Below are 11,952 nucleotides of genomic sequence, written 5' to 3'. Positions count from 1 at the left end.
GTCGCCCGGGGGGGGGCCCCCGGGGGTGGCCGCCCGGGGGTGGGCCCCCCGGGGGGGTCGCCACGGCGTGGTCGCCACGGCGGCTGCGGGCCGCCTTCAGCGGCCCGCAGCCGGGTCACGCCGGGTTGTGCCGGATGAGCGAATCCACCAGGCCCGAGCGGGTGTTGGGGTAATCCATCGGCACGATGCCGAGACCCTTCCAGCCGCCCGCCTCCGAACCGTCGATGAAGGAGTGCACCCTCGGGTTCAGCCGGTCGGAGTTCCAGCGGGGCGGCAGCAGGGCGGAGGTGCTGACGTAATTGACGTACAGCTTGCCCGGCTGCTGCGCCGCCTTGCGGAAGTGCGCCTCGATCTTGGGGTACTTGGCGCCCGGCTCGGCGTTCCAGTCGTCCTGGATGTCGAAGAGATTCCCGTCCCCGTACCGGACACCCGGCAGTCCGCCGTTGTCGGCGAGCAGCACGACCTTGCCGCGCGCCTCGCCCAGCGCCGGCAGCCCGTCGCCGATGCGGAACAGCGGACGCCAGCCCTTGCCGTCCAGGTAGATGTCGAAGACGCGGCGGAAGGCCGCGTCGCTCTCCTCGGAGTACTCCTGCTTGAGGCGCATGAGGACTGTCTCGGAGGGGCGGGCGTTCAGGAAGTCCCGGCAGGCGATGAGCACATCGCCGAACATCATGTTCTGGAACGCGGCCCCGTGGTGGATGGCGAAGGAGTCGCCGGTGATCCGGCACCGTACGTCCAGAAAGCGGATGCCGCTGTTCAACTGGTCGGCGATGGTGGTGTTCTGGCACTGGGCCCAGAGCCCGCCGAAGCGCGCGCCGGAGTCGTGGGTGCCGGGAATCGTCAGCTGCGCCAGGGCGGTCGCGTCGCCGTGGCCGGCCATCCAGTCCTGCGCGGACAGCGTGCGTCGTGGCGCGGCGACCGCGGCCGGTGCGCCGATGAGTGCGGTGGCGGAGACGGCTGCCGCGCCCGCGAGAAAGCTCCGTCGGTCCATGGCCCCGGATTATGGCGGGTTCACGTCAAGGGGCACCAGAGTCAGGACTGGCCAGTAACCAACGGCCGAATCAGGCCGCGCCCGCAACGCGCGTGGGGCGGCAGGCACATGGCCCACCGCCCCACCGTCCCGCCTACGAGTACTGCTACTTCACGACCGTGATCCGGCCGGTGGCCGGCGGCGCGAGCGGCGCGCTCGCGCTGGAGTGCCCGGCCAGATAGGCGTTGAGGATGTCCAGGTCGGACGCGCCGACCAGCTTGTTCTTGTGCTCCTTCAGGACGGCGAAGCCGTCGCCGCCGCCCGCCAGGAACTCGTTCATCGCGACCCGGTAGGTCTTCGCCGGGTCGATCGCCTCGCCCTTCAGCTTGACCGAGCCGGCCACGATCCGGTCAGCCCCGGTCTTCGTCAGATCCAGGGTGTAGGTGAAGCCGTCCGACACCTGGAGGATCTTCGGGGAAGCCTGATTCACGCCACTGACCTGCTGCTTGAGGGCGGTGACCAACTGCTCGCCGGTCAGATCGACGACGGTCATCATGTTGGTGAACGGCTGCACGGTGAACGCCTCGCCATAGGTCACCACACCGTCGCCCTCACCGCCGGAGGCCTTGTGGACGAGGCCCGCGCGGATTCCGCCCGGGTTCATCAGCGCGAGCTGCGCCCCGCCCTTGTCCGCCGGGGCGAGACCCTCCAGCTGCGCGTCCGCGATCAGATTGCCGAGCGGCTTCTCGGGCGCGTCGAAGGGGTTCTCGATGTCGGCGGAGATATAGCCGACGGGCCGGCTCGCGATCGGCGCTGCCAGCGTGTTCCAGCGCGCGATCAGCCGGGTCATGTCCTCGGCCTTCGGCACGTCGCGGGTGACGACGTGGTTCGCGGAGGCGACGGCCGTACGGACGATGTCCTTGGTGCGACGGTCGTAGGTGAGCGTCGTGTCGGTGTAGAGCTTGCCGAACGAGGCCGCCGATGTGACCGTACGCGGCCGGCCGGACGGGTCCGGGATGGTGCACGCGTACGCCTGGTGGGTGTGGCCGGTGACCAGGGCGTCGACCTGCGGGCTGATCTTCTTGGCTATGTCGACGATTGGGCCGGAGACACCGTCGCCGGGGCCCGGGCTGTCGCAGTTGTAGTTGTACGAGGAGGAGGCCGGGGCCCCGCCCTCGTGGATCAGGGCGACGATCGACTTGACGCCCTTGCGCTCCAGCACCTTGGTGTACTTGTTGATCGTCTCGACTTCGTCGCCGAACGTGAGGCCCTTGACGCCCTCGGCGCTGACGATGTTCGGCGTGCCCTCCAGGGTCACCCCGATGAAGCCGATCTTGACCCCGTTCTTCTTCCAGATGAAGTACGGATCGAGCAGCGGCTTGCCGGTCTTCTCGTCCGCCACGTTCGCGGCGAGGTACGGGAAGTCCGCGCCCCTGAACTTCCTGTCCTGCTCGAAGCAGCCGGCGGTGGGGTGGCAGCCGCCGTTCTGCATCCGGGCCAGTTCCTTGGCGCCCTCGTCGAACTCGTGGTTTCCGACGGAGGAGACATCGAGCTTCAGCCTGTTCAGCGCCTCGATGGTCGGCTCGTCGTGGAAGAGCCCGGAGAGCAGCGGCGAGGCGCCGATCATGTCGCCGGCCGCGGCGGTCACCGAGTACTTACTGCTCTTGCGGGCCTGGCGCAGATGCGTGGCGAGGTACTCGACGCCGCCCGCGTTGATCTTCTCGGTGGTGCCGTCCGCGTGCGTGTGGGTGACCTGGCCGGCCGAGCCCGCGGGCGGCTCCAGGTTTCCGTGCAGGTCGTTGAAGGAGAGCAGCTGCACATCGACGGTGCGCGGCTGGTAGTGCCGGTCGCCGTGGCTCTCCTTGTCGACTGCGGCACCGGCCGGCATCGCGGCGAAGAGCGCGCCGACGGTGGCCAGTCCGGCGGCCGCGGCGAGAACCCGCCGGCTCCGGCGGGCCGCGCGGTGTTTGTTCGGTGTCGCTGACATCTGTCCCCTTGTCAGTTCAGCGTTGCGTGAGGGCTGCGAGCGGCAGCCTAGAGTCAACGCGCGTAGCGCGACAGGGGGGTAGGGGTTACGACCTGGTTGCCTTTGTTCGTCGTCGGGCCCTTTCCTGGCGTATCACCCGTACGCGGGGGCCGTCCCGTATCACCGACAAAGTGCTGTCCAGCCGTACCCTCGACCCATGAGCATTGATGCTGTGATTCCGGAGCCCGGCCGGCAGATCGAGACCGTTGACGAGCTCAGCCCCGAGCAGGCTCAGGCCGTGCTCGGCATGCTCAGCGAGGCCGCCCGCTCGGACGGCATGCAGGCCGTCTCCGAGCAGGGAAGGCTGCAGCTGCGCGGCGGGAAGCGGGAGGGCGTACGGCATCTCCTGCTCACCGTCGGCGGCGAGCTGATCGGGTACGCGCAGCTGGAGGACACCGACCCCGTAGAGGCTCCGGCCGCCGAGCTCGTCGTGCACCCCGGGCATCGCGGGCGCGGCCACGGGCGGGCGCTCGGCAGTGCGTTGCTGGCGGCGTCCGGGAAGCGGCTGCGGGTGTGGGCACACGGCGGGAAGTCCGCCGCGCGGCATCTGGCGCAGGTGCTGGGGCTCACCCTCTTCCGTGAACTGCGCCAGCTGCGGAGGCCGTTGAGCCCGATGGACATTCCCGAGCCGGTGTTCCCCGCGGGCGTCACCGTACGCAGCTTCGTGCCCGGGCAGGACGACGCGGCCTGGCTCGCCGTGAACGCCGCCGCCTTCGCGCACCACCCCGAGCAGGGCTCGGTCACCCAGCGGGATCTCGACGACCGCAAGGCCGAGCCGTGGTTCGACCCCAAGGGCTTCTTCCTGGCCGAGCGCGGCGGGGAGCTCATCGGCTTCCACTGGACGAAGGTGCACGCCGAGGAGCACCTCGGCGAGGTGTACGTCATCGGCATCCGGCCCGACGCGCAGGGCGGCGGCCTCGGCAAGGCGCTGACCGCGATCGGGCTGCGGTATCTCGCCGCGCAGGGGGTGCCGACCGCGATGCTCTACGTCGACGCGGACAACCCCGCGGCGCTGCGCGTGTACGAGGGCCTCGGCTTCGTCACGCACGAGGTGGACCTCATGTACCGCACCGAATCCTGACGGACCGCACCTGGACGGCCGCCGCCCGGTAACGCATCGGGATCGGCATCGGGCCGGCTCTTGCCGATGCCGCACCGCCGCCCCATTCTGGCTGCTGCACGCCCGCGCACGGCCTGCGCACGGCCCGCACGGGTCGCGCAGCGGCCCGCGCACGGCCCGCGCGGGCCGCACAGAGCCCTGTACGCCGTACGGGACCCCCGCGATCGACCCCGGGGGGTCCCGTCACGCTTTCCCTCACGTCATGTCGTCGTTACCGGCCATTCAGACGCCCTTGCGACCCTCTCTGAATGCAGCCCGCTGTGCCCGCCTCCCCGAATGGGAGGATTCCCCTCAATCCGGCCCTCTCCGACGCGCCCATCCTGCCCCCGACGCGGAAGAATGGGCCCATGAGTCAGCAGCCCGCCGAGGTACCGGTCCAGCACCCCCAGCCGTCCGTAGGTTCCATAGCCGCGCACCGGCCGCACACCGTCGCGGCCACGGTCTCCGACCTGGAACCCGATCTTGACGCCGACCTCGACTCGTACCAGGAAGATCACGAGGAAGGCGGCGCAGAACTGCCCCAGGGGCGGTTCCTCGACCGCGAGCGCAGCTGGCTCGCGTTCAACGAGCGTGTCCTGGAGCTCGCAGAGGACCCGGCCACCCCGCTCCTCGAACGGGCCAACTTCCTGGCGATCTTCGCGTCCAACCTGGACGAGTTCTTCATGGTCCGCGTCGCCGGACTGAAGCGCCGCATCGCGACGGGTGTCGCCACCCGGTCCGCGTCCGGCCTGCAGCCCCGCGAAGTGCTGGACCTGATCTGGAACCGCTCCCGCGAGCTCATGGCCCGGCACGCCGCCTGCTACCAGCAGGACATCGCCCCGGCACTCGCCGAAGAGGGCATCCACATCATCCGCTGGCCGGAACTCACAGAGAAGGAGCAGGCGCGCCTGTTCACTCTGTTCCGGCAGCAGATCTTCCCGGTCCTGACCCCGCTGGCCGTGGACCCCGCGCACCCCTTCCCGTACATCTCGGGCCTCTCGCTGAACCTGGCCGTCGTGGTACGGAACCCGGTCAGCGGCCACCGCCACTTCGCCCGCGTCAAGGTCCCGCCGCTGCTGTCGCGCTTCCTGGAGGCCTCGCCGCAGCGGTACGTCCCGCTCGAGGACGTCATCGCCGCCCACCTCGAAGAGCTCTTCCCCGGCATGGAGGTGCTCGCGCACCACATGTTCCGGGTCACCAGGAACGAGGACCTGGAGGTCGAGGAGGACGACGCCGAGAACCTCCTGCAGGCCCTGGAGAAGGAGCTCATGCGGCGCCGCTTCGGCCCGCCGGTGCGGCTCGAGGTCGAGGAGTCCATCGACCCGTACGTGCTGGACCTGCTGGTCCGCGAGCTGAAGATGTCCGACGCCGAGCTCTTCCCGCTGCCCGGGCCGCTGGACCTGACCGGCCTCTTCGGGATCGCGGCGCTGGACCGGCCCGAGCTGAAGTACCCGAAGTTCGTCGCGGGCACCCACCGGGACCTCGCCGAGGTCGAGTCGGCGTCCGCGCCCGACATCTTCATGGCGCTGCGCGAGCGGGACGTACTGCTGCACCATCCGTACGACTCGTTCTCGACGTCCGTCCAGGCCTTCCTGGAGCAGGCCGCGGCCGACCCCGACGTGCTGGCGATCAAGCAGACGCTGTACCGCACCAGCGGCGACTCCCCGATAGTGGACGCGCTGATCGACGCCGCCGAGTCGGGCAAGCAGGTCCTCGTACTCGTAGAGATCAAGGCCCGCTTCGACGAGCAGGCCAACATCAAGTGGGCGCGGAAGCTGGAGGAGTCCGGCTGCCATGTCGTCTACGGGCTCGTCGGGCTGAAGACGCACTGCAAGCTGTCGCTGGTGGTCCGCCAGGAGGGCGAGACGCTGCGCCGCTACTCCCACGTCGGCACCGGCAACTACCACCCGAAGACGGCCAGGCTGTACGAGGACCTGGGGCTGCTGACCGCCGACCCGCAGGTCGGCGCCGACCTCTCGGACCTGTTCAACCGGCTGTCGGGGTACTCCCGCCGCGAGACCTACCGCCGTCTCCTGGTTGCCCCCAAGTCCCTGCGCGACGGCCTGATTTCACGAATAAACAAGGAAGTCGCGCACCACCGCGCGGGTCGGCCCGCCTACATCCGCTTCAAGGTCAACTCGATGGTGGACGAGGCGGTCATCGACGCCTGCTACCGGGCGGCCATGGCGGGCGTGCCGGTGGACATCTGGGTGCGCGGCATCTGCGCGATACGCCCCGGCGTCACCGGCCTCTCCGAGAACGTCCGGGTGCGCTCGATCCTCGGCCGCTTCCTGGAGCACTCCCGGATCTTCGCCTTCGGCAACGGCGACGAGCCCGAAGTGTGGTTCGGCAGCGCCGACATGATGCACCGCAACCTCGACCGCCGTATCGAGGCTCTGGTCCGGGTCACCGACCCGGCCCACCGCGCGGCCCTGACCCGTCTCCTGGAGAACGGCATGTCCGACAGCACGTCCTCCTGGCACCTCGGCCCGGACGGCGCCTGGACCCGGCATGCGACGGACGCGGAAGGTCAGCCGCAGCGGAATCTGCAGGAGATGCTCATAGACGCCCGGAGGCGCCGGCGTGCACAGCCCTGATCTCTCCCGGCCTGACGCTGCCGCCGTCCCGGCCGGTTCCCCCACCGCGGTCACCGCCGGCGATGCGCTGGCCCGGTATCTCCATGCGCAGGCAGGTGGCTTCCTGCGCAGTCTGCGACTGCACAGCGAGAGCGGCGCGGACACGGCGGGCGTGGCGGAGGCCGCCGCCGCGCTGCGTCAGGCGTCCCGCCGCATCAGCGGGACGCTGCACACCTTCCGGCCGCTGCTCGACCCCGCCTGGGCGGACGGTCTGCGCACCGAACTGGCCTGGCTCTCCGCGACGCTGGCCCAGGAACATGCCTGCACCTCACGGCTCGGGCGGCTGCTCGACGCGCTGGCACGGTTGTCGGGGGCGATTCCGCTGCCGCCGGCGAGGGGCGAACTGCGTGTGCTCAGCCCTGGCGACCGGACGGCCGGCTACGGCGAACCCGGCATGCCGACGGGTCCGGGCACCGGCTCCGGCACGTCGGCCGATCCCCGCTCCGGCTCCGGCACACCGACGAGCCCGGGTACCCGCTCCGGCTCCGGCTCCGGCTCCGGCTCCGGCTCCGGCTCCGGCTCCGGCTCCGGCTCCGGCTCCGGCTCCGGCGATCTTGGCAGCCCAGCCTTCGCCAGCGGCCCGGTCAGCCCGGGCGCCGCCGCTGACGCTCCCCGCGCCACCGGCTCCCTGACCGTAGGGGCCGCGCGGGCAGGCGCCCTGCTGGAGCGGCAGCTCACCCTCGCCCGGACCCGGGCCCACTCCGCCGCGCTCCAGGCCCTCGGCTCCTCCCGCTTCCACGCGGTCGCCGACTCCGTCGCCGTACTCGCATCCGAGCTGCCGCTCGGCCCGATGGCCGACGCCCCGGCCGCCGAGGCCCTGACGCTGCCCGCGGAGCTCGCCGAGCGGCGGCTGCTGGAAGCGGTGGCCGCGCTGCCGCTGGGCCGCGCCGCGCACCCGTACAACTCGGAGGCTCTGGCGCACGGCCTCGCCACCGCATCGGCCGGGGAGGCGCAGGACGCCCCCTGGCACCAGGTGCGGCTGCTGCTGCGGCTGCACCGGTACGCACAGGAAGTGCTGTACCCGGAGGCGGACCCGGTGCTGCGCCAGGCGGGCCTGGTCCTCGACCGGCACCGCGACGCGGCCGAGGCCGCCGCTGCCGCCGCCACCGCGGCCCGCACTCCGCGCATCGCCCCGGCCACCGCGTACGCCCTGGGGGTCCTCCACGCCGACCAGCGGCACGAGGTGGAGGCGGCCCGGTTCGCCTTCCAGCAGGTATGGCAGAGGGCCACGGCGGTGACCGCCCCGTGAGCGGAGGCCCGACGACGGGAGACGACACGGTACTTGCCGCGGGATGTGTGCTCTGGCGGCGCTCCCCGCACAGCGACGAGGGCATCGAGATCTGCCTCGTACACCGGCCGAAGTATGACGACTGGTCGCACCCCAAGGGCAAGCTGAAGCGCGGCGAGGCCGCCCTCGTCGGCGCGGTGCGCGAGGCGCTGGAGGAGACGGGGTACCAGTGCGTACCGGGAGCCCGGCTGCCCAGCGCGTACTACATTGCAAATGGACGTCCCAAGCAGGTCAGCTACTGGGCGGCCGAAGCGACGACGGGTACGTTCGCCCCGAGCGAGGAGGTGGACCGCATCCTGTGGCTTCCGCCGGTGGAAGCCCGCAGCCGACTCACTCAGCCCCGCGACCGCATTCTTGTTGACGCGCTGCTCCAGGCCCTTCACTCCGCGTGAGGTGTCGGCGGGCGCCGGAGGTGTCCCGTCCGGCTGGCACTTAGCTGCCCGACACGGTTCACCTTCCGTTCACCCTCCCCCGTTGGCGGCTTCACCTCATCTGCCTAATTTCGGCCCTACACGGTGACCGGCACAGTGCCGGTCCCCCCACCCCGACACACGCCGCCATAGAACGTGTCAGACATCAGTCAGCGTCCGGCGGCTCTTGGAAGGAACACCCGAAAGTGAAGCTTCAGCGCAAGAACGGGCTTCGCGCCACCGCGCTCGGCGCGCTCGCCATCTCCGGCGCCCTGGTCCTCACGGCGTGTGGTTCGGACGACAACGCGGGCGGCACCGGCGGCAGTGGCGAGAAGACCAACGCCGCGTCGAACGTCAAGTGCGAAGGCGCCAAGGGCCAGCTGCTCTCCGCCGGCTCGACCGCCCAGAAGAACGCCATGGACCTCTGGGTGAAGAACTTCCAGGCCGCCTGCTCCGGCGTGGAGATCAACTACCAGGCCATCGGCTCGGGTGGTGGCATCACCAAGTTCAACCAGGGCCAGGTCGCCTTCGCCGGCTCCGACTCGGCGCTCAAGCCCGAAGAGGTCACCGAGTCGAAGAAGATCTGCAAGACCGGCCAGGGCATCAACCTGCCCATGGTGGGCGGCCCGATCGCCATCGGATACAAGCTGAGCGGCGTGGACAACCTGGTCCTTGACGCCCCGACCCTTGCCAAGATCTTCGACTCGAAGATCAAGAAGTGGGACGACGAGGCGATCAAGAAGCTCAACCCCGACGCCAAGCTGCCCAGCACCACGATCCAGGCCTTCCACCGCTCGGACGAGTCCGGCACCACGCAGAACCTCGGCAAGTACCTCAGCGAGGCTGCCCCGGCCGACTGGAAGTACGACCCGAAGACGAAGTCCTGGCCGGCCGAGGGTGGCCAGGCCGCCAACGGCTCCTCCAGCGTCGCCAGCTCCGTCAAGGACACCGAGGGCGCGATCGGCTACTTCGAGCTGTCGTACGCGACCGCCAGCAAGATGAGCACCGTCAAGCTGGACACCGGTGCCGCGGCCCCGGTCGAGGCGACCACCGAGAACGCCTCCAAGGCCATCGGCGCCGCCAAGATCAAGGGCACCGGCAACGACCTCGCCCTCTCGCTCGACTACAAGACCAAGGTCGAGGGCGCGTACCCGATCGTCCTGGTCACGTACGAGATCGCCTGCGACAAGGGCAACAAGGCGGAGACCCTGCCGACCCTCAAGGCGTTCCTGAACTACGCGGTCAGCGAGGAGGGCCAGAAGGTCCTCGCCGACGCCGACTACGCCCCGCTCCCGGCCGAGATCGCGACCAAGGTCCGCGAGATCGTCCCGACCCTGTCCTGATTCCGACCGAGGCCGGTCCGTGCCGCAGCACGGGCTCGGACCGGCCTCGGTATCCGGTGCACCGCCGCCAGGAGCCCACAGGCTCCGCAGACCGGAGAGTCCCGATGGTTACCACAACACCCACCGAAACCCCGCCGCCCGCCCGCGGCGACATACGCACGTCCAGGGGCAGCACCCGCCCCGGCGACCGGATCTTCCTGGGCCTGTCCCGCGGATCCGGGATCACCCTGCTGGTGATCATGGCCGCCATCGCGGGGTTCCTCACCTACCGAGCCGTCCTCGCCATCTCGAAGGACGACGCGAACTTCCTCACCACCTCCGAGTGGAACCCGGCTGGCAGCCCGCCAGTCTTCGGCATCGCCGTACTGGCCTTCGGCACGGTCGTCAGCTCGGTCATCGCGATGCTCATCGCCGTGCCGATCGCGATCGGCATCGCGCTGTTCATCTCGCACTACGCGCCGCGCAAGCTGGCCGCTCCGATCTCTTACGTCGTCGACCTGCTCGCCGCCGTACCGAGCATCATCTACGGCCTCTGGGGTGCCATCTTCCTGGTCCCCTACCTCGACGGTCTCAACAAGTGGCTGAACGAATACTTTGCCTGGACGTACATCTTCGCCAAGGCCAGTGACGGCGTCGCCCGCAACCTCTTCACCGTGGGCATCCTGCTGGCGATCATGATCCTGCCGATCATCACCAACGTCACTCGTGAGGTCTTCCTCCAGGTGCCGAAGATGCATGAAGAGGCCGCTCTGGCCCTCGGCGCCACGCGCTGGGAGGTCATCCGGATGTCGGTGCTCCCCTTCGGCCGCTCCGGCATCATCAGCGCCTCGATGCTCGGCCTCGGCCGTGCGCTCGGCGAGACGATGGCCGTGGCCGTGGTGCTCTCCCCAAGCTTCATCATCTCCGGCCATCTGCTCGACCCGGGTGGCGGCACCTTCGCCCAGAACATCGCGGCGAAGTTCAACGAGGCCAACGAGTTCGGCCGGGACGCTCTGATCGCCTCCGGTCTGGTGCTCTTCTTCATCACGCTGCTGGTCAACGGCGCGGCACGGTGGATCATCGCGCGCCGCAAGGAGTACTCGGGGGCCAACGCATGAGCAACGTCGTCCAGGACAAGCGGCCGGTTGCGCCCCTGCGCCCCGCCGCCCTGTCCCACGCCCGTCTCCCCCGCTGGGCGTCGGCCGCCATCGCCGTCGCGTCCATCGCCGCAGGCTGCGCTCTCGGCCTCGCCGCCGGCTGGCAGAGCAGGGTCCAGTGGGGCCTGCTGGCCGCGCTCTTCTTCGTGGTCTCCAGCTACCTGATCACCACCAAGGTCGAGGGCAGCCGCCAGGCCAAGGACCGGTTCGCGACCAGCGTCGTCTGGGTCTGCTTCGTCCTCGCCGTGATCCCGCTGCTTTCGCTGGCCTGGGTCACGATCAGCAAGGGCGTCAAGGTCCTCGACGGGTACTTCCTGAGTCACTCGATGGGCGGCGTACTCGACGCCGATGTCGGCGGCGGTATCTACCACGCGCTGCTCGGCACCATCCAGCAGGTCCTCATCGCGACCGTCATCGCCGCCCCCATCGGCATGCTGACCGCGATCTACCTGGTCGAGTACGGCCGCGGAAAGCTCGCGAAGGCCGTCACCTTCTTCGTCGACGTCATGACCGGCATTCCGTCGATCGTCGCGGGCCTGTTCATCCTGGCCACCTGGAACCTGATGCTGGGCTTCGGGCCCTCCGGGTTCGCCGGCTCGATGGCGCTCGCCATCCTGATGATGCCGGTGGTCGTCCGCTCCACCGAGGAGATGCTCAAGCTCGTCCCGAACGAGCTGCGCGAGGCCTCCCTCGCCCTGGGCATCCCCAAGTGGCGCACGATCCTCAAGGTGGTCCTGCCCACCGCGATCGGCGGCATCACGACGGGCGTCATGCTCGCGGTTGCCCGTATCACCGGCGAAACGGCCCCCGTGCTGCTGCTCGTCTTCGGTACGAAGCTGATCAACAACAACCCCTTCGAAGGCGCCCAGTCCTCGCTGCCGCTGTATGTGTACGAGCAGTACGCCGTCGGCACCGACGCAGCGGTCGACCGCGCCTGGGCCGCCGCCCTGGTGCTGATCGCCTTCGTCATGATCCTCAACCTGGTGGCCCGCGGCATCGCCCGCTGGAAGGCCCCGAAGACCGGTCGCTGACCGCGGCCTTCTG

General features: G+C 69.9%; 9 protein-coding genes. 7 read left to right on the top strand and 2 right to left on the bottom strand.

The window, feature by feature from the left end:
- Window positions 1–115: 115 nt before the first annotated feature.
- Window positions 116–991: a phosphatidylinositol-specific phospholipase C gene (locus ACFYWY_RS28890; RefSeq protein ID WP_389191211.1), complete on the bottom strand. Its 876-nt coding sequence runs from the start codon at window positions 989–991 to the stop codon at window positions 116–118.
- A gap of 145 nt (window positions 992–1,136) precedes the next feature.
- Window positions 1,137–2,957: a bifunctional metallophosphatase/5'-nucleotidase gene (locus ACFYWY_RS28885; RefSeq protein ID WP_389191208.1), complete on the bottom strand. Its 1,821-nt coding sequence runs from the start codon at window positions 2,955–2,957 to the stop codon at window positions 1,137–1,139.
- A 196-nt stretch (window positions 2,958–3,153) separates the two neighbouring features.
- Between ACFYWY_RS28885 and mshD the strand changes: the two genes are divergently transcribed.
- The 7 genes from mshD to pstA all read left to right on the top strand — a co-directional run bounded on the left by mshD (window position 3,154) and on the right by pstA (window position 11,939).
- Window positions 3,154–4,077, top strand: coding sequence for a mycothiol synthase (gene mshD, locus ACFYWY_RS28880; protein WP_389191205.1), 924 nt, complete (start codon window positions 3,154–3,156; stop codon window positions 4,075–4,077).
- Between the two features lie 386 nt (window positions 4,078–4,463).
- Window positions 4,464–6,692, top strand: a complete 2,229-nt coding sequence (locus tag ACFYWY_RS28875; protein ID WP_389191202.1) for an RNA degradosome polyphosphate kinase — start codon at window positions 4,464–4,466, stop codon at window positions 6,690–6,692.
- A complete protein-coding gene (locus ACFYWY_RS28870) occupies window positions 6,679–7,980 on the top strand; it encodes a CHAD domain-containing protein (protein WP_389191200.1) in 1,302 nt (433 codons plus the stop codon). The genes ACFYWY_RS28875 and ACFYWY_RS28870 overlap by 14 nt, the downstream gene beginning before the upstream one ends.
- Window positions 7,947–8,411, top strand: a complete 465-nt coding sequence (locus ACFYWY_RS28865) for an NUDIX hydrolase (protein ID WP_389191197.1) — start codon at window positions 7,947–7,949, stop codon at window positions 8,409–8,411. The genes ACFYWY_RS28870 and ACFYWY_RS28865 overlap by 34 nt, the downstream gene beginning before the upstream one ends.
- Before the next feature lie 224 nt (window positions 8,412–8,635).
- Window positions 8,636–9,772: a phosphate ABC transporter substrate-binding protein PstS gene (gene pstS / locus ACFYWY_RS28860; RefSeq protein ID WP_389191194.1), complete on the top strand. Its 1,137-nt coding sequence runs from the start codon at window positions 8,636–8,638 to the stop codon at window positions 9,770–9,772.
- Window positions 9,773–9,876: 104 nt separating this feature from the next.
- Window positions 9,877–10,869 carry a phosphate ABC transporter permease subunit PstC gene (pstC, locus tag ACFYWY_RS28855; protein ID WP_389191191.1) on the top strand — a complete coding sequence of 331 codons (993 nt, stop codon included), beginning with the start codon at window positions 9,877–9,879 and terminating at the stop codon, window positions 10,867–10,869.
- A complete protein-coding gene (pstA, locus tag ACFYWY_RS28850) occupies window positions 10,866–11,939 on the top strand; it encodes a phosphate ABC transporter permease PstA (RefSeq protein ID WP_389191188.1) in 1,074 nt (357 codons plus the stop codon). Before pstC ends, pstA begins: the two co-directional genes overlap by 4 nt.
- Window positions 11,940–11,952: the final 13 nt, after the last annotated feature.

Source organism: Streptomyces sp. NPDC002870 (assembly GCF_042888505.1).
Lineage (GTDB): Bacteria > Actinomycetota > Actinomycetes > Streptomycetales > Streptomycetaceae > Streptomyces.
Note: the sequence above shows the minus strand (reverse complement) of the source record. Positions and strands in the feature narration are given on the sequence as shown.

Coding starts and splice junctions, on each gene's coding strand:
- ACFYWY_RS28890 (WP_389191211.1), bottom strand. CDS start 991: ATGGACCGACGGAGCTTTCTCGCGGGCGCGGCAGCCGTCTCCGCCACC.
- ACFYWY_RS28885 (WP_389191208.1), bottom strand. CDS start 2,957: ATGTCAGCGACACCGAACAAACACCGCGCGGCCCGCCGGAGCCGGCGG.
- mshD (WP_389191205.1), top strand. CDS start 3,154: ATGAGCATTGATGCTGTGATTCCGGAGCCCGGCCGGCAGATCGAGACC.
- ACFYWY_RS28875 (WP_389191202.1), top strand. CDS start 4,464: ATGAGTCAGCAGCCCGCCGAGGTACCGGTCCAGCACCCCCAGCCGTCC.
- ACFYWY_RS28865 (WP_389191197.1), top strand. CDS start 7,947: ATGGCAGAGGGCCACGGCGGTGACCGCCCCGTGAGCGGAGGCCCGACG.
- pstC (WP_389191191.1), top strand. CDS start 9,877: ATGGTTACCACAACACCCACCGAAACCCCGCCGCCCGCCCGCGGCGAC.
- pstA (WP_389191188.1), top strand. CDS start 10,866: ATGAGCAACGTCGTCCAGGACAAGCGGCCGGTTGCGCCCCTGCGCCCC.